The sequence below is a fragment of the Bacillus sp. CH_70 genome, from assembly GCF_038007045.1.
Taxonomy (GTDB): domain Bacteria; phylum Bacillota; class Bacilli; order Bacillales; family Bacillaceae_G; genus Bacillus_A; species Bacillus_A cereus.
In genome coordinates this window covers 5254628-5272272 of record NZ_JBBOWL010000001.1, presented here as the reverse complement: position 1 = coordinate 5272272, position 17645 = coordinate 5254628, and the positions used below count along the sequence as shown (strand labels likewise).

Genomic DNA, 17645 nt, shown 5'->3' with positions numbered 1-17645 from the left:
AGGTGTCCCTCCTTTACTAAGATGGTAAAAGAATAAGGTTGCGCAACAAATGTACAACCTAATAAATATAAAATGTATATTTATACGAAACGTATTTTAAAACCTAAAAACGTCGTTTGTATATGAGATAGGGTTTTCGACAAAAAAAGCAAATGTGGACAACTATTTACCCACATGTGATTAAAACTGTCCACATGTTATACACAAATTGTGGATAAGATAAAGGTGTGGAAAACTTATTCAAAGTGAAAACACAACTATAATATCAAAAAAAAGTGGCTATAGCAATGAATTTAAGAAAGTTATCCACAAAATCAATACCTTGTGGAATAAACTTGTCCACAACACGATATACTGTGTAAAAGTGGGAAAAAAGTTTGTGGATATAAAAAACGTGAAAAAACATTTATCCACAAGGAAATATAGATGCTGTGAAAAAGTATGTGAATAGGTTCAAAATGAATATTTGATGAAAATTTCTAGAACCATTGACATTTTCCTAGTTAATTAACTATAATTTATAGGACTGTCTTTAACAGATATTCCTCAGGGAGGTGTCATATAATGAAAAGAACTTACCAACCAAATAAACGTAAGCGCAGCAAAGTACATGGTTTCCGCAGCCGTATGAGCACAGCGAACGGACGTAAAGTGCTAGCAGCTCGTCGTCGTAAAGGAAGAAAAGTATTATCTGCGTAGACCACTGATCGTTCAGTGGTCTTTTTTTCTAATAATAGTGAATTTCCGCTGATGAAATACAGGAGTGTCAATTGATATGAAGAAAAAACATCGTATAAAGAAGAATGATGAATTCCAGGCGGTTTTTCAAAAAGGAAAATCAAATGCGAATCGTCAGTTTGTTGTATACCAATTAGATAAAGAAGAACAGCCAAACTTTCGCATCGGCCTTTCTGTTAGCAAAAAAATAGGAAATGCAGTAGTTCGTAATCGAATTAAGCGCATGGTCCGTCAGGCTATTACAGAGTTAAAAGATGAGATAGATTCTGGAAAAGATTTTGTTATAATAGCAAGGAAGCCTTGTGCAGAGATGACATATGAAGAAGTAAAGAAAAGCTTAATTCATGTCTTTAAACGCTCTGGTATGAAAAGAATAAAAAAGTAGCGTAAGGAAATGAATTACACTATATACATACCGATACAAGGAGGAGTAGGCTTTGAAAAAGAAATTAGGTTTACTAGCCATGGTCGTTGCATTAATGGCGATTGCCACCGGTTGTAGTGAAACGGGTCAGCCGATTACATCGAAAAGTACTGGGATTTGGAATGAATATTTCGTATATCCACTTTCTCAGTTAATCACGTATTTTGCCGACTTATTTAACAGTAATTACGGTTTAGCAATTGTTATTACAACTCTTATCATTCGTTTTGCATTATTACCATTAATGATTAAACAAACGAAGAGTACAAAGGCAATGCAAGCGTTACAACCAGAAATGGTGAAGTTAAAAGAGAAATATAGTTCTAAAGATCAAGCAACGCAGCAAAAACTACAACAAGAAATGATGCAGTTATATCAAAAGAATGGTGTAAATCCATTGGCAGGATGTTTACCGATATTTGTTCAGATGCCTATTTTATTCGCGTTTTATCATGCGATTATGAGAACAACAGCAATTAGTGAACATACATTTTTATGGTTTGATTTAGGACAGGCAGATCCGTTCTATATCTTACCAGTTGTTGCGGCAATTACGACATTTATTCAGCAAAAGCTTGCAATGGCAGGAACAGCTGGTCAAAATCCGCAAATGGCAATGATGCTTTGGCTTATGCCGATTATGATTTTAATCTTTGCAATTAACTTCCCAGCTGCATTATCACTTTACTGGGTTGTTGGTAATATCTTTGGTATTGCTCAAATGTACTTTATCAAAGGGCCAGAGATTAAGGCTAACAAAGCTGGAGGCTCAAGCAAGTGAGTATAATTACTGCTAAAGGACAAACAGTCGAGCTGGCAGTAGAGGATGCTTTAAGGCAATTAAACACATCAAAAGATCGAGTAGATATAAATATTGTCGATGAGGGTAAAAGAGGGTTCTTAGGTTTATTTGGGAATCGTCCTGCAGTAGTAGAAGTTGTATTGAAGAAAGATCCAATTCAGGAATGTGAAGAATATTTAAGAAATGTTATTCACAATATGGGTGTGGAAGTTGAAATTAGTAAAATTGTAAAAGGACGCGAGATTGAATTTACAATTTCTGGTGATGATGTAGGAGTTTTAATTGGAAAAAGAGGTAATACATTGAACTCTTTACAGTATTTAACAAAACTTGTCGCAAATCGTAACACGAAGCAGTATATCGGTATTACACTAGATGCTGAAAATTATCGTAGTAAAAGAAAAAGTACGTTAGAATCACTTTCTTATCGATTAGCGAAACAAGTATCTAATACGAAAAAAAGAGTTATTTTAGAACCGATGCCATCTTTTGAACGAAAAATTATTCATCAGGCATTATCAAATCATCAAGGTATCAAAACAACTTCTGAAGGAAATGAACCACATCGGCATGTTGTAATATCTCCTAAATGACCGGTTGCTCAAATGAGTGCCGGTTTTTTTGAGCGAAAAATAGATGTGGATAACTAAAAAACACTAAACTTATCCACTGTGAATAAGTTTAGTGTTTTTTACATGGGGATATAATAAAATGAGTTATTCTTCTTTTGTAGATAGGTTCGTTATGGTATCCTAATAATTTAGTGAAAGAAATAATCATGTTGAAATAGAGATAAATAAGCAAGTGAGGTGAAAGGACATGGAATTTGATACAATTGCTGCGATTTCCACAGCGCTTGGAGAGGGTGCAATTGCCATTGTTCGAGTAAGTGGGGATGATGCGGTTGAGAAAGTTGACCGTATTTTTAAAGGGAAGGATTTAACAGAGGTTTCTTCTCATACTATTCATTATGGTCATATCGTTGATTTAGATACAAATCAAGTTATTGAAGAAGTTATGGTGTCTATTATGCGCGCACCGAGGACTTTTACACGTGAAAATATAGTGGAAATTAACTGTCATGGCGGACTTGTTTCAGTAAATAAAGTATTGCAACTTATTCTAGCGCAAGGAGTACGATTGGCAGAACCGGGCGAATTTACAAAACGTGCTTTTTTAAATGGACGTATCGATTTATCACAAGCAGAAGCTGTTATGGATTTGATTCGAGCAAAAACAGATCGTGCGATGAATGTAGCAATTAATCAAATGGAAGGGCGATTATCTAAATTAATTGGTCGCTTACGTCAAGAAATATTAGAAACATTAGCTCATGTTGAGGTAAATATAGATTATCCAGAATACGATGATGTAGAAGAGATGACACATAATATTTTAATTGAGAAAGCAACGCATGTTCGTTCGGAAATCGAAAAAATATTAGAAACATCAAAACAAGGGAAAATCTTACGTGAAGGTATTGCTACAGCAATTATCGGTAGGCCTAATGTTGGAAAATCATCGTTATTAAATAGCCTTGTTCAGGAGAAAAAAGCAATTGTAACTGATATTGCAGGAACAACTCGTGATGTTATTGAAGAGTACGTTAATGTGCGTGGCGTACCTCTTAAACTTATAGATACAGCCGGTATTCGTGAGACAGAAGATGTTGTTGAACGAATTGGTGTGGAGCGTTCAAAAGAAATGATGAGCCAAGCAGATTTAGTATTAGTTGTTGTCAACTATAGCGAGGCTTTAACAAATGAGGATGAAGATCTATTCCATGCGGTACAAGGAAAAGACTTTATTGTTATTGTGAATAAGACTGATTTACCGCAAGCGATTGATATGGAACGTGTTACAGAGTTAGCCGAGGGAAATCGTGTTATTACAACATCCTTAATTGAGGAACAAGGAATAGATGAACTCGAGAAGGCAATAGCTGATTTATTCTTTGAAGGAACAATCGATTCTACAGATATGACATATGTTTCTAATGCGAGACATATTGGATTATTAACACAAGCGGGACAAACAATCGGTGATGCAATTGAGGCAATAGAAAATGGTGTACCAATTGATATGGTGCAAATTGATTTAACAAGAACGTGGGAAATACTTGGTGAAATTACTGGTGACACAGTCCATGAAAGCCTAATTGACCAGTTGTTCTCTCAATTTTGTTTAGGAAAATAATATAGTGATGTTTTAGAAAGATAGAGATTATTAGGAGGAATAAACAATGGGATACAATGCCGGTTCATACGATGTCATAGTAATCGGTGCAGGTCATGCAGGATGTGAAGCTGGTCTTGCGGCAGCACGAATGGGCTCAAAAACATTAATGTTAACAATTAACTTAGATATGGTAGCATTCATGCCATGTAACCCTTCTGTTGGTGGACCAGCAAAAGGGATTGTTGTTCGTGAAATTGATGCATTAGGCGGAGAAATGGGACGTAATATTGATAAAACTCATATTCAAATGCGTATGCTAAATACAGGTAAGGGTCCAGCTGTACGTGCACTTCGAGCGCAAGCTGATAAATTCTCTTACCAACATGAATTGAAGAAAACAATTGAAGAAACACCAAACTTAACGTTGTTCCAAGGAATGGTAGAGCGTTTAATCGTTGAAGAAGGTATATGTAAAGGGGTAGTTACACAAGCTGGTGCAGAATATACAGCGAAAACCGTTGTAATTACGACTGGAACATTTTTACGTGGCGAGATTATCATGGGCGATTTAAAATATTCAAGCGGTCCAAATAATCAACAACCGTCTATTACATTATCTGAGCATTTAGAGGAGCTCGGATTTGATCTTGTTAGATTTAAAACAGGGACACCTCCGCGTGTAAACAGTAATACAATTGACTACAGTAAAACAGAAATTCAACCAGGTGATGATAAGCCGCGTTCGTTCTCTTTTGAAACAACGAAATTTATTATGGATCAAATTCCATGTTGGTTGACATATACAAGTACAGAAACACACCGTTTAATAGATGAAAATTTACATCGTTCAGCTATGTATTCTGGTATGATTAAAGGAACAGGCCCTAGGTACTGTCCTTCTATTGAAGACAAAGTAGTAAGATTTAATGACAAACCACGTCATCAAATTTTCTTAGAGCCAGAAGGGCGTAATACACAAGAAGTATATGTACAAGGTTTATCCACAAGCCTACCAGAAGATGTACAACGTGACATGCTTAGAACAATTCCAGGCCTAGAAAATGTTGAAATGATGCGCACAGGTTATGCGATTGAATATGATGCAATTGTGCCAACACAATTATGGCCAACACTGGAAACGAAAAAGATTAAAAATTTATATACAGCAGGACAAATTAATGGAACTTCTGGTTACGAAGAGGCGGCAGGACAAGGGCTTATGGCTGGGATTAATGCAGCATGCCGTTCTTTAGGTAAAAAAGAAGTTGTTTTAGGCCGCGAGGATGCTTATATTGGTGTCTTAATTGATGATCTTGTAACGAAAGGTACAAATGAACCATATCGTTTATTAACGTCTCGTGCAGAATACCGTCTATTATTACGCCACGATAATGCTGATCTTCGTTTAACTGAAGTTGGTCGTGAAATTGGATTAATTAAAGAAGAGCGATATGAGCGATTTACAAATAAAAAATTACAAATTGAACAGGAAAAGGAACGTTTAAGCAGCATTATTATTAAACCACGTCCTGAAGTTCAAGAATTAATTCGCAATATTGGCGGAAGTGAATTGAAAGATGGAATACGTGCAAGTGACTTATTACGTCGTCCAGAGATGACATATGAGCATATTCATCTTTTAGTACCAAGTGAAGTAGAATTAAGTGATGAAGTTACAGAACAAGTTGAAATTCAGATTAAGTACGAAGGATATATTGAAAAATCTTTACAGCAAGTAGAGCGAATGAAGAAAATGGAGAGTAAAAAAATCCCTGTAGATATTGATTATGACGCGATTTCTAGCCTTGCTTCAGAAGCTAGACAGAAATTGAAAGATGTTCGTCCACTTTCAATGGGGCAGGCTTCACGTATTTCTGGCGTAAATCCAGCGGATATTTCCATTTTACTTGTGTATATAGAACAAGGAAAAATTGCGCGCGTATCGAACCAATAACATAGTAAGGAGATATTGCTAGATGAACATAGAACAATTTCAATCTATGCTAGAAGAGAAGGGAATCACCCTCTCTTCTAGACAATTAGAGCAGTTCAAAATCTACTTTGAAACATTAGTAGAGTGGAATGAAAAAATGAACTTAACGGCTATTACAGAAAAAGAAGAAGTATACTTAAAACACTTTTTTGATTCCATTACAGCTGCTTTTTATTATGATTTTTCAAAACCATCCTCAATTTGTGATGTTGGTGCAGGGGCTGGATTCCCAAGTATTCCTTTAAAAATCTGTTTCCCGCACTTAAAAGTAACAATTGTAGATTCATTGCAAAAACGTATTAATTTCTTAAATCACTTAGCACAAAAGTTAGAATTAAGTGATGTTGCATTTTGTCATGATCGTGCTGAAACATTTGGGAAAAAAGAAGGTGTACGTGAATCATACGATATTGTAATGGCACGTGCAGTTGCGCGTCTTTCTGTATTAAGTGAGCTATGTTTACCACTTGTAAAAGTTGGAGGAACATTCATTGCAATGAAAGGTGCAGCAGCAAACGAAGAAATCGAAAATGGCAAGTATGCTTTAGAGGTTCTAGGCGGAGAGTTAAAAGAGATGTCTACGTTCCAATTACCGTTTGAAGAGAGTGAACGTAATATTTTATTAATCGAGAAAAAGCGCAAGACACCAAAGAAATATCCACGCAAACCGGGAACACCCAATAAATTACCTATTGAAAAATAAATCTTATTAGACGTAAGATTAAATTATATAAATGAAAACGTAAATGTTTCATAGGAAACATTTTATGGAGAATAGTCAATAGGCCTAAAAGGTGGTGGAATATGTATGAAAAATACGTTTTCTCGTTTATTTGGCTTTGGAGATAAAGAGAGCGAATTCGAATTACAAGACGAAAGCCATGAAGAGATAGATAAAAAGGTATATGAGGAAATACAAGAAATTCCGATAGTAAATATTACCCCTAACCGTTATCAACCAAGAACAGTTTTTGATGATGCGCGTATTGATGAGCTAGCATTAACGATTCGTACACATGGACTTATTCAGCCAATTGTTGTAAGGCAATATGAGGACGATAAGTATGAGATTATTGCTGGAGAAAGACGTTTTCGCGCGGCAACAAAGTTAGGTTGGGAAAAGGTTCCTGCAATTATAAAGAACTTAAATGATACAGAGACAGCTTCTGTAGCTTTAATTGAAAACTTGCAACGTGAGGAACTAACGGCAATCGAGGAAGCTGTGGCATATCAAAAGCTGATTGAGTTACATAATTTAACACAAGAAGCATTGGCACAACGACTTGGAAAAGGACAATCTACAATCGCAAATAAGTTGCGATTGTTAAAGTTGCCTGAAGAAATAAAAAGTGCATTATTAGAAAAAAGCATTACAGAACGTCATGCCCGCGCTCTCATTCCTTTAAAAAATGAGGAATTACAACTGAAGGTTTTACAGGAAATTGTGGAGAAACAACTGAATGTAAAGCAAACAGAAGAACGAATTGCGAAGTTACTAGAGGAAGCAAAACCGAAGCGTAAGGCAAAGCAAAAAGCAGTAAGTCGAGATACGAGGATTGCTATGAATACAATTAGACAATCTTTACAAATGGTTACTGAAAGTGGTTTAAATGTTAATTCTGAGGAAGAAGAATTTGATGAGTACTATCAAATTACAATTAAAATTCCAAAGAAAAAATAATAATGACGTGTTAGAGACCTTATCCTATTGGAGAGGTCTCTTTTACTATATTTTCTTGTTAAATGAAGAAGGAGTTTAGAAATAAATTTTGAAGTTTAATAAAGGACGTAAAAGAAAAAGTTTTATTTCATGTTACAATAAACGTAATTGTTACTAGAATAAGATAGAAAGGTTGAAAGTAGGTGACATCATGGGAAAAATCATTGCTATTGCTAATCAAAAAGGCGGTGTTGGAAAAACCACAACATCTGTTAATTTAGGGGCTGGATTGGCGCAAGTAGGTAAAAAAGTCCTTCTTGTAGATATTGATGCTCAAGGAAATGCAACGACTGGTGTGGGAATTGAAAAATCTGAATTAGATCAATGTATTTACAACGTTCTTGTGGAAGATGCAGATGTTCAAGGGGTTATACAGAAAACCGCAACTGAAAACTTAGATGTTCTACCCGCTACAATTCAATTGGCTGGTGCTGAAATTGAATTGGTACCGACTATTTCCCGGGAAGTACGTTTGCAAAGAGCATTACAGCCAGTTCGTGATGAATATGATTATATTATTATCGACTGTCCCCCGTCTTTAGGGTTATTAACGATTAATGCATTAACAGCAGCAGATTCTGTTATTATTCCTGTACAGTGTGAATATTATGCACTAGAAGGATTAAGTCAGCTATTAAATACAGTTCGACTTGTACAAAAACATTTAAATAAAAATTTAGCAATTCAAGGCGTATTGTTAACAATGTTGGATGCTCGTACAAATTTAGGGATCCAAGTTATAGATGAAGTGAAAAAGTATTTTAGGGATAAAGTATATCGCTCGATTATTCCGCGTAATGTACGCTTGAGCGAGGCTCCAAGTCATGGGAAACCTATTATGCAGTATGACGCTAAATCAAGAGGAGCAGAAGTATATATAGATTTAGCAGAGGAAGTGATTGCAGGTGGCTAAAGGATTAGGAAGAGGAATTAATGTGTTTTTTCCTGATTTAGATGTGAAAGAAGAGGAAACAATTCAGGAGATTATTGTAACTGAATTAAGGCCAAATCCATATCAACCGCGTAAACACTTTAATAAAGAGGCTATTCAGGAATTAGCAATTTCGATTAAGGAACACGGTATTCTACAACCATTAATTGCTAGAAAGAGTATTAAAGGATATGAAATCGTTGCAGGTGAAAGACGATTTCGTGCTGCAAAAGAGGCTGGTTTAGAAAAGGTACCTGCGGTTGTAAGACAATTAACTGAACAGCAAATGATGGAATTTGCTTTGTTAGAAAACTTACAACGAGAAGATTTAAATCCTATGGAAGAGGCAATGGCATACCAGATGTTAATGAATGAGCTAAATGTAACGCAAGAACAATTAGCGAAACGTCTTGGCAAAAGCAGACCTTACATTGCAAATTATACTCGGTTATTAAGCCTCCCTTCGTTCGTCCAAGATATGATTGCAAATGGTCAACTTTCAATGGCTCATGGGAGAACTTTACTTACGATAAAAGACGAAGAACAATTGAAGTCCTTATTGAAACGCATTGAAAAAGAAGGATTAAATGTTCGTCAATTAGAGAAAATCGTCCAAGAGATTAATCAACACGTTTCACGTGAAACAAAAAAAGTGAAAAAAGAGCGAAATATATTTTTCGTAGAACGTGAAACGTTCTTAAGAGAAAAGTTTGGCACAGATGTGAAAATTAAAGAGACGAAAAAAGAAAAAGGTAAAATCGAAATTGAATTTTTTAATAAAGAAGATTTAAATCGTATTTTAGAACTATTAGCACAGAAAAATTAAAAAGCAAACCATCTTATTATTTATAGATGGTTTGCTTTTTTTAATGCGGATAATTTTTGATCCGTCTCTTTTATACTTTGTGCGATTACATCAGCCATTTTCATGACTAAACTTAATCTTGTATTTTGAAGAACGAAAAACTCCATAAACCCATTTAGATTGACGATACCGTGTATATGCAGATCACCAACTGCAGGTAATTTCTTATTCATAGCAGCACCAGGTTTACTAGGTCCCTTTCCAGTAGTGATTGACCCAATATTTTGGGACTTTCCTAAACATGCATCAACAGCAATTATAAATGCAGTAGGATGTTCTTTCTGTATATTCTGAATTTTTTCTTCTAAATTTAGTGCATGTACTGGCTCATCGAGTGTACCGAATATTTGGAGGTTTTTGATGTCTATTTGTTCAAGTTTTGTACCAACTAACGGGCCGAGTGCGTCACCTGTAGAACGATCTGTTCCGATACAAACGAGAATGAGTGGTATATTAGTTTTAATAGGAATATGGGTAAGTAAGAAATTACTGATTATCTCAGAGGCTTCTAGATCTTGGTGCATAACGTTTTGAGTTTCTTTCTCAAAAAATGGTAAGCGAAAACTTCCAATGTTCATGAAGCACCCATCCTTTTAATAAATTTTCAATATATGTTATATGGTGAGAAAAATGGAAAGCTATAAGTGCGTAATTTTTGCAAAATGTGAATGAAAACGGAAATAATAGTACTAGTATATATATATTCGTTCCATTTTATACCTGAATGGCGGGGATAAAATAGGATTAAAATCATAAAATTTTTTCAGCAATTAGAGGACTTCTGATACAATAATAAGGATAACTAAAAAGAAATTTTAGCTAGAGAGGTAGAGGTACATGGATTTATTAACGAAGTGGTTTAATTCTACGAAACAGTATTTATTAGATGCTGATCGTTGGGCTCATATTGGAGTTGCGACATTAAAAATATGTATTATTTTAATAATTGGTGCAGTTGTTGTGCGAATTGCAAGAGCGGTTGTACGAAATGCGTTTCGTATGGGGAGTCGTTCTCCAATTCAAATTTCAGAACGTCGTACAGTTACAGTGGCGAAATTACTTGAAAATATTGTAGCGTATGTTGTTATGTTCATTATGCTAATTGCGATTTTAGGTGTGTTTGATATTAATGCATCAGGTTTATTAGCGGGTGCTGGGGTAATTGGTTTAGCAGTCGGATTTGGTGCTCAAAGTTTAGTGAAAGACGTTATTACAGGTTTATTTATTTTGCTAGAAGATCAGTTTTCAGTTGGCGATTATGTTAAAATCGGTCAATTTGAAGGAGTCGTTTTAGAAATTGGACTTCGTACAACGAAAGTAAAGAGTTGGACAGGTGAAATTCATACTTTACCAAATGGAAGTATTATTCAAGTTACTAACTACTCAGTTAGTAATAGTGTAGCGTTTGTTGATATATCTATTTCATATGAGGCTGATATTGCGAAAGCAGAACAGGTTATTGAAGATTTATTAGTAGAGTTACCTTCAAAGTATGAAAAAATGGTAACAACACCTCAATTATTAGGTGTGCAAACGTTAGCTGCATCAGAAGTTATATTACGCGTTATCGCTGAAGTAGAGCCGATGCAACATGCAGTTATTGCAAGGGCACTTCGTAAAGAGATTAAAAATCGTCTTGATTTACATGGAATTGAAATTCCATATCCACGTATGGTTTTATACAATCGTGAAGAATTGGTTAGTGGAAAAGCAATTTAGTATGGAGAGGAGTTTGAAGAGTGGAGCAAAAGGAATATAACTTGTACGATGTTGTGGAAATGAAGAAAGCACATCCATGTGGCGAGAATCGTTGGAAAATTATTCGTATGGGAATGGATATCCGCATTAAGTGCGAGGGATGTGACCATTCAGTAATGATTACTCGAAGAGAGTTTGATCGTAAGGTGAAAAAAATACTTGTGAAGCACGAAGAATAGAGGGAGAGTAACAGTTACAGTAGGTAACTGTTACTTTTTTTCGTTTGGCGGAAACTTGTCATTTTTTTCGTTACTATCTATAATGATGAAAGATTGAGACATAGGAGTGAAAAATATGGGATTAACGGCTGGGATTGTTGGATTACCTAACGTAGGTAAGTCCACTTTATTTAATGCAATTACACAAGCAGGAGCAGAATCTGCAAACTATCCATTCTGTACAATTGATCCAAACGTAGGGATTGTAGAAGTACCAGATGAGCGTTTAAATAAATTAACGGAATTAGTAGAACCGAAAAAGACTGTTCCGACTGTATTTGAGTTTACTGATATTGCAGGTATCGTAAAAGGTGCTAGTAAAGGTGAAGGTTTAGGAAATAAATTCTTATCTCACATTCGTCAAGTAGATGCAATTTGCCAAGTTGTTCGTTGTTTTGAAGACGAAAATATTACGCACGTTTCAGGGAAAGTAGATCCAATTGATGATATCGAAACAATCAACTTAGAGCTAATTTTAGCGGACTTAGAGTCTGTTGATAAGCGTATCGAGCGTGTTGCGAAATTAGCAAGACAAAAAGATAAAGAAGCTGTATATGAGCATGAAATTTTAGTTCGTTTAAAAGAGGCTTTTGAAGAGGGGAAACCGGCTCGTACTGTTGAATTTACAGAAGAGCAGATGAAGATTGTTAAAGGCCTTCATTTACTTACAACAAAAGAAATGTTATACGTAGCGAACGTAAGTGAAGACGATGTTATCGATCCTTCGGAAAATAAATACGTACAAATGGTAAAAGAATTTGCAGAAAATGAAAATTCTCAAGTAATCGTTGTATGTGCAAAAATCGAATCAGAAATCGCTGAATTAGACGAGGAAGAGAAAAAAGTATTCCTTGAAGAACTAGGTATTGAAGAGTCTGGTTTAGATCAATTAATTCGTGCAGCATATGACTTATTAGGACTTGCTACTTACTTTACAGCTGGCGTTCAAGAAGTACGTGCTTGGACATTTAAACAAGGTATGAAGGCACCACAATGTGCTGGTGTTATTCATACAGACTTTGAGCGTGGATTTATTCGTGCAGAAACAGTTTCTTACGATGACTTAATGACAAACGGTTCTATGACAGCTGCAAAAGAAGCTGGAAAAGTACGTTTAGAAGGAAAAGAGTATATCGTAAAAGACGGAGATGTTATGCACTTCCGTTTTAACGTTTAATCTAATATTTCCTAGGAAAAATAAAGATATGAGCTTGGCGAATATATTATATGTTTGCCAAGTTTTTTATGTATTGGTGAGTTGATTCATATAACTTACTATGATATAATCTAAACTCGTGAGTAATTACTATAAATTAATTGCTCCTTGCCCATTATGGGCCGTTTAGACCAAAAGGAGGTGAAAGTGTAATGAGAAAGTACGAAATTATGTACATCATTCGTCCTGGCGTTGAAGAAGAAGCTCAAAAAGCTTTAGTTGAACGTTTTGCAGGTGTTTTAACAAACAATGGTGCAGAAATCATTAACACGAAAGAGTGGGGTAAGCGTCGTTTAGCTTACGAAATCAACGACTTACGTGAAGGTTTCTACATGATCTTAAACGTGAACTCTAACGCAGAAGCGATTAACGAATTCGACCGTTTAGCTAAGATCAACGAAGACATCCTTCGTCATATCGTTGTTAAAGAAGAAGAAAAATAATTGATATATAAGGGAGAGTGGTTCGATTGATGAATCGTGTTATCCTCGTTGGTCGTTTAACTAAGGACCCTGACTTACGTTACACGCCCAATGGTGTTGCAGTAGCTACTTTTACGTTAGCTGTGAATCGCGCATTTGCGAATCAACAAGGTGAGCGTGAAGCTGACTTTATTAATTGTGTAATATGGCGTAAACAAGCAGAAAACGTAGCAAATTATTTGAAAAAAGGAAGCTTAGCAGGCGTAGATGGACGTCTTCAAACTCGTAATTACGATGGACAAGACGGTAAACGTGTATATGTAACAGAAGTTCTTGCGGAAAGCGTACAATTTTTAGAGCCGCGTAATGGCGGTGGGGAGCAACGTGGTTCATTCAATCAGCAACCATCAGGAGCTGGTTTCGGTAACCAAGGCTCTAACCCATTTGGTCAATCTAGTAATTCAGGTAACCAAGGTAATCAAGGGAACTCTGGATTTACGAAGAATGACGATCCATTTTCAAATGTAGGTCAACCGATCGACATTTCCGACGACGATTTACCGTTCTAATACAGTAAATTTGTTAGTTTTAACAAAGAATGGAGGGAAATAGACATGGCAGGACGCAAAGGTGGACGTGCGAAACGTCGTAAGGTGTGTTTCTTCACAGCTAACGGCATCACTCGCATTGACTATAAAGATGTTGATTTATTAAAACGTTTCGTTTCTGAGCGTGGTAAAATTTTACCTCGTCGTGTAACAGGGACAAGCGCAAAATACCAACGCAAACTTACAGTTGCAATTAAACGTGCTCGTCAAATGGCACTTTTACCATATGTTGGTGAATAATAGCGTATGAAATGCACAGTAGAGTCGGACTCTACTGTGCATTTTGCTATGCTTTTCTTTTTTGAAAGAGAGGTTAAAATGTGAAACAAACAAAGTTTATTACAGAAGGCGCAGCGTTATTAGCTATATATGCAATTTTATTGCTTATATCTATGTATGTTCCGATTTTAGGTACTGTTGTAACTTTTGCGTTGCCGTTACCATTTATACTATTAACGATAAGACATAAACTATCTAATGTGCTTGTGATTTTTGTAGTGGCACTTTTTGTTACTGTTATTGTGAGTCAACCTATGAATTTAGTGAAGACAATTATGTTTGGATTGATAGGGATTGTTTTAGGATATACGTATAAAACAAGAAAAAAGCCAATGGAAATCTTAATAGCGGGGACGCTTGCATACTTAATTGGTTTTGTACTTATTTATGTTGCGAGTATAAAGTTTTTCAACATAGATATAATGAAGCAAATGCAAAGTGTGTTTAGTGAAAGTATGGTGCAAAGTGAAAAGATAGTAAGTGCTATAGGTATGCCGATTAGTAAGGAACAAAAGAGTTACTTACACAAATGAATGATATATTACAATTGTTATTTCCAAGTATACTTGTTCTAGTTTCAGTATGTTTTTCTTGGATTACAGTGATAATATCAGGTAGTGTTTTGAAAAAGTTAAAACACGACATTATACCTTGGCCTAAATTTAAAGATCTACAATTACCAAAGAGTATTGTTTGGTATTACGTTATATTTATTTTGTTAGCAACTTTTATAAAAGTAGATCCAACATCATATTTACATATGGTATTTTCTAACCTATATGTCATATTTGCACTATTGCTTGTACTGCAAGGGCTGACATTCATTTCCTTTTTAGCGTATAGAAAAGGTTTTACAAAAGGGGTTCCTATTATTAGTTTTATTGTATGCATGTTTATTCCGATGCTGTTTCCTCTTGTGACAATCTTAGGTATAATTGACTTAGGGATTTCGTTGCGTTCTAAAATAGGGGAATAAAATAATATTCCTTATACTATTTTAATCTGTTTAACTAACTGGAAGGTGAGTTAGTTTTACTTTATAGGAGTTGTATACATGCCTGAATTTGATAAGAAACAGTGGTTTTTATATCCTGTTTATGTATTGGCATTTTTTGTGTTTGTGCTCATTTCAATTCTCTGTTATTTTCATTTAATTATGGGGATAGCTGCTTTTATCATTTTTTGTATCGTGTTCTTTATCGTTATACGATTTGAACTTAATTTTCAAAGGAATTTCGAAAAGCATACGACAGATATGATTACGAGGGTAAAGAAAGTCAGTAATGAAGCATTTAACCAAATGCCGATTGGTATTTTGTTATACAATAAGGATTACGGGATTGATTGGGCAAATCCTTATTTATCTTCATGCCTGGGACAGCATGCGTTAGCTGGATGGCACCTTTACGATGTATCAGAAACATTACTTCTTTTCATTAAAGGAGAAACTTCTGATGATATAGTCTCTTTAAATAATCGAAAGTTTCGTGTTTTTGTAAGGAAAGAAGAAAAGTTAATTTATTTCTTTGATGTAACGGAACAAACGGAAATCGAAAAGATGTATGAGGATCAACGCACTGTTTTAGCTGTAATTTATTTGGATAATTATGATGAAGTTACACAAGGATTAGATGATCAATTACGTACGAATATAACAAGTCTTGTGACATCGCGACTAAATGAATGGGCACTTAAGTATGGTGCGTATTTAAAACGTGCATCTTCAGAAAGATTCTTCGTTGTGCTAAATGAAAGTATTCTGACGCAGATGGAGAAAGGGAAATTTAGTATTTTAGATCAGGTGCGTGAAGAAACATCTAAAAGGAATATACCACTTACATTAAGTGTAGGTGTCGGATCAGGTGATTTACCTTTGTCAGAGCTTGGGGCAATGGCTCAATCTGGTTTAGACCTTGCGCTTGGGCGCGGGGGAGACCAAGTAGCTATTAAACAAGCGACAGGTAAAGTTAAGTTCTATGGAGGTAAGACAAATCCGGTTGAAAAGCGTACCCGTGTACGTGCTAGGGTCATTTCGCATGCGTTAAAGGATTTAGTATTAGAAAGTAGTAATGTCATTATCATGGGGCATAGGGCTCCTGATATGGACGCAATTGGTGCTGCGATTGGTATTTTAAAAGTGGCTCAATTAAACGAGCGTAAAGGATATATTGTATTAGATGAAAATGATTCTGATAAGGGAATTAAACGCTTGATGGACAAAGTGAAACAAAATGAGGAGTTATGGTCTCATTTTATTACTCCAGAGCAAGCGATGGAATTTGCAAATGATGAGTCGTTACTTGTTGTTGTTGATACGCATAAACCTTCTATGGTGATGGAGCAAAAACTGTTACATAAAATTGAAAATGTAGTAGTTATTGATCATCATCGTCGTGGGGAAGATTTTATTGAAGACCCATTGCTAGTTTATATGGAACCATATGCTTCTTCAACGGCAGAATTGGTTACAGAATTACTTGAGTATCAACCTAAAAATTTAAAGATGACAATGCTAGAAGCGACGGCATTGTTAGCAGGTATTATTGTCGACACGAAAAGTTTCACATTCCGGACAGGGGCTCGTACATTTGATGCTGCTTCTTATTTACGCTCACATGGTGCAGATACTGTACTTGTACAAGAACTTTTAAAGGAAGATATGGATCAGTATTTACGGGTTGCAAAAGCTATAAAAAATGCGTACATTTATAAAAATGGAATTGCGATTGCTAAAGTTGATAGTGATGATTACTACGATCAAGTGCTTATTGCGCAATCGGCAGACACGTTATTAACGATGACAGGGATTATTGCATCATTTGTTGTTGCGAAACGTGGTGAGAATCTCATTGGAATTAGCAGCAGGTCTTTAGGTGAAGTGAATGTGCAGCTAATTATGGAAAACTTAGGCGGTGGCGGGCATTTGACTAATGCAGCCACACAAATGAAAAATGTTACAGTAGATGAAGCTGAGGAGAAGCTTCGATTTGTTATTGATGACTATTTACAGGGAGGCACACAATCATGAAAGTAATTTTTCTAAAAGACGTAAAAGGTAAAGGTAAAAAAGGAGAAATAAAAAACGTACCGGATGGCTATGCAAATAACTTCTTACTAAAACAAGGATTAGCTGCTGAAGCAACAAATAGCAGTATGAAAACTTTAGAAGCTCAAAAGCGTAAAGAAGAAAAAGATGCAGCAGCAGAGCTTGAAAATGCAAAAGAGTTAAAAGAGACTTTAGAGAAATTAACTGTAGAATTAAAGGCGAAATCTGGAGAAGGTGGCCGTTTATTCGGTTCTATTACGAGCAAACAAATCGTAGATGCGATGCAAAAATCACATAAAATTAAACTTGATAAACGTAAATTTGAAATGGATGATGCAATTCGTGCATTAGGCTACACAAATGTAACAGTGAAATTGCATCCGCAAGTAACAGCGACAGTAAAAGTTCATGTTAGTGAACAATAAAAATAAATTAAGCAAGGAGGAT

Annotated in this window: 19 protein-coding genes and 1 pseudogene; 19 read left to right on the top strand and 1 reads right to left on the bottom strand. The window is 35.5% G+C overall.

The window, feature by feature from the left end; translation table 11 throughout:
- Window positions 1-564: 564 nt before the first annotated feature.
- The 10 genes from rpmH to spo0J all read left to right on the top strand — a co-directional run bounded on the left by rpmH (window position 565) and on the right by spo0J (window position 9612).
- Complete coding sequence (gene rpmH, locus N2V79_RS26950; RefSeq protein WP_000831901.1) at window positions 565-699, top strand: 50S ribosomal protein L34; 135 nt, start codon at window positions 565-567, stop codon at window positions 697-699.
- Window positions 700-775: 76 nt separating this feature from the next.
- Window positions 776-1123 (top strand): ribonuclease P protein component, encoded by a 348-nt coding sequence (gene rnpA, locus N2V79_RS26945; protein WP_000726621.1) that lies wholly within the window; start codon window positions 776-778, stop codon window positions 1121-1123.
- Window positions 1124-1175: 52 nt separating this feature from the next.
- Window positions 1176-1943, top strand: coding sequence for a YidC family membrane integrase SpoIIIJ (spoIIIJ, locus tag N2V79_RS26940; protein WP_000727740.1), 768 nt, complete (start codon window positions 1176-1178; stop codon window positions 1941-1943).
- Window positions 1940-2557: an RNA-binding cell elongation regulator Jag/EloR gene (gene jag / locus N2V79_RS26935; protein WP_000022795.1), complete on the top strand. Its 618-nt coding sequence runs from the start codon at window positions 1940-1942 to the stop codon at window positions 2555-2557. Before spoIIIJ ends, jag begins: the two co-directional genes overlap by 4 nt.
- 226 nt (window positions 2558-2783) lie before the next feature.
- Window positions 2784-4160, top strand: a complete 1377-nt coding sequence (gene mnmE, locus N2V79_RS26930; RefSeq protein WP_000393762.1) for a tRNA uridine-5-carboxymethylaminomethyl(34) synthesis GTPase MnmE — start codon at window positions 2784-2786, stop codon at window positions 4158-4160.
- Between the two features lie 46 nt (window positions 4161-4206).
- Complete coding sequence (gene mnmG / locus N2V79_RS26925) at window positions 4207-6096, top strand: tRNA uridine-5-carboxymethylaminomethyl(34) synthesis enzyme MnmG (protein WP_000541052.1); 1890 nt, start codon at window positions 4207-4209, stop codon at window positions 6094-6096.
- Between the two features lie 22 nt (window positions 6097-6118).
- Entirely contained in the window at window positions 6119-6838 is a 720-nt protein-coding gene (gene rsmG / locus N2V79_RS26920) for a 16S rRNA (guanine(527)-N(7))-methyltransferase RsmG (RefSeq protein ID WP_001019633.1), read from the top strand.
- Window positions 6839-6943: 105 nt separating this feature from the next.
- Window positions 6944-7816, top strand: a complete 873-nt coding sequence (noc, locus tag N2V79_RS26915) for a nucleoid occlusion protein (RefSeq protein WP_000799016.1) — start codon at window positions 6944-6946, stop codon at window positions 7814-7816.
- A gap of 190 nt (window positions 7817-8006) precedes the next feature.
- Window positions 8007-8768 carry a sporulation initiation inhibitor protein Soj gene (gene soj / locus N2V79_RS26910; RefSeq protein ID WP_000516114.1) on the top strand — a complete coding sequence of 254 codons (762 nt, stop codon included), beginning with the start codon at window positions 8007-8009 and terminating at the stop codon, window positions 8766-8768.
- Entirely contained in the window at window positions 8761-9612 is an 852-nt protein-coding gene (gene spo0J, locus N2V79_RS26905; RefSeq protein ID WP_078400658.1) for a stage 0 sporulation protein Spo0J, read from the top strand. Before soj ends, spo0J begins: the two co-directional genes overlap by 8 nt.
- Window positions 9613-9632: 20 nt before the next feature.
- On the opposite strand, the gene yyaC is transcribed toward spo0J, so the two are convergent.
- Window positions 9633-10229, bottom strand: coding sequence for a spore protease YyaC (yyaC, locus tag N2V79_RS26900; protein ID WP_053563259.1), 597 nt, complete (start codon window positions 10227-10229; stop codon window positions 9633-9635).
- Window positions 10230-10488: 259 nt separating this feature from the next.
- On the opposite strand from yyaC, the gene N2V79_RS26895 reads away from it, so the two are divergent.
- The 9 genes and pseudogenes from N2V79_RS26895 to rplI all read left to right on the top strand — a co-directional run bounded on the left by N2V79_RS26895 (window position 10489) and on the right by rplI (window position 17623).
- Entirely contained in the window at window positions 10489-11370 is an 882-nt protein-coding gene (locus tag N2V79_RS26895) for a mechanosensitive ion channel family protein (RefSeq protein WP_340720336.1), read from the top strand.
- Between the two features lie 20 nt (window positions 11371-11390).
- A complete protein-coding gene (locus N2V79_RS26890; RefSeq protein ID WP_000435486.1) occupies window positions 11391-11588 on the top strand; it encodes a DUF951 domain-containing protein in 198 nt (65 codons plus the stop codon).
- A gap of 115 nt (window positions 11589-11703) precedes the next feature.
- Window positions 11704-12804 (top strand): redox-regulated ATPase YchF, encoded by a 1101-nt coding sequence (ychF, locus tag N2V79_RS26885; RefSeq protein ID WP_000524670.1) that lies wholly within the window; start codon window positions 11704-11706, stop codon window positions 12802-12804.
- Window positions 12805-12995: 191 nt separating this feature from the next.
- The gene (gene rpsF / locus N2V79_RS26880; RefSeq protein ID WP_001233781.1) at window positions 12996-13286 is read left to right on the top strand and encodes a 30S ribosomal protein S6; all 291 of its coding nucleotides are present in this window, start codon (window positions 12996-12998) and stop codon (window positions 13284-13286) included.
- A 26-nt stretch (window positions 13287-13312) separates the two neighbouring features.
- Window positions 13313-13834, top strand: coding sequence for a single-stranded DNA-binding protein (gene ssb, locus N2V79_RS26875; protein ID WP_002094213.1), 522 nt, complete (start codon window positions 13313-13315; stop codon window positions 13832-13834).
- A 45-nt stretch (window positions 13835-13879) separates the two neighbouring features.
- Window positions 13880-14113 carry a 30S ribosomal protein S18 gene (gene rpsR / locus N2V79_RS26870; protein WP_000918873.1) on the top strand — a complete coding sequence of 78 codons (234 nt, stop codon included), beginning with the start codon at window positions 13880-13882 and terminating at the stop codon, window positions 14111-14113.
- An 80-nt stretch (window positions 14114-14193) separates the two neighbouring features.
- A pseudogene (locus N2V79_RS26865) lies at window positions 14194-15128 on the top strand (YybS family protein).
- A 78-nt stretch (window positions 15129-15206) separates the two neighbouring features.
- Window positions 15207-17180, top strand: coding sequence for a DHH family phosphoesterase (locus N2V79_RS26860; RefSeq protein WP_001113779.1), 1974 nt, complete (start codon window positions 15207-15209; stop codon window positions 17178-17180).
- Window positions 17177-17623: a 50S ribosomal protein L9 gene (gene rplI, locus N2V79_RS26855; RefSeq protein ID WP_000864223.1), complete on the top strand. Its 447-nt coding sequence runs from the start codon at window positions 17177-17179 to the stop codon at window positions 17621-17623. The genes N2V79_RS26860 and rplI overlap by 4 nt, the downstream gene beginning before the upstream one ends.
- Window positions 17624-17645: the final 22 nt, after the last annotated feature.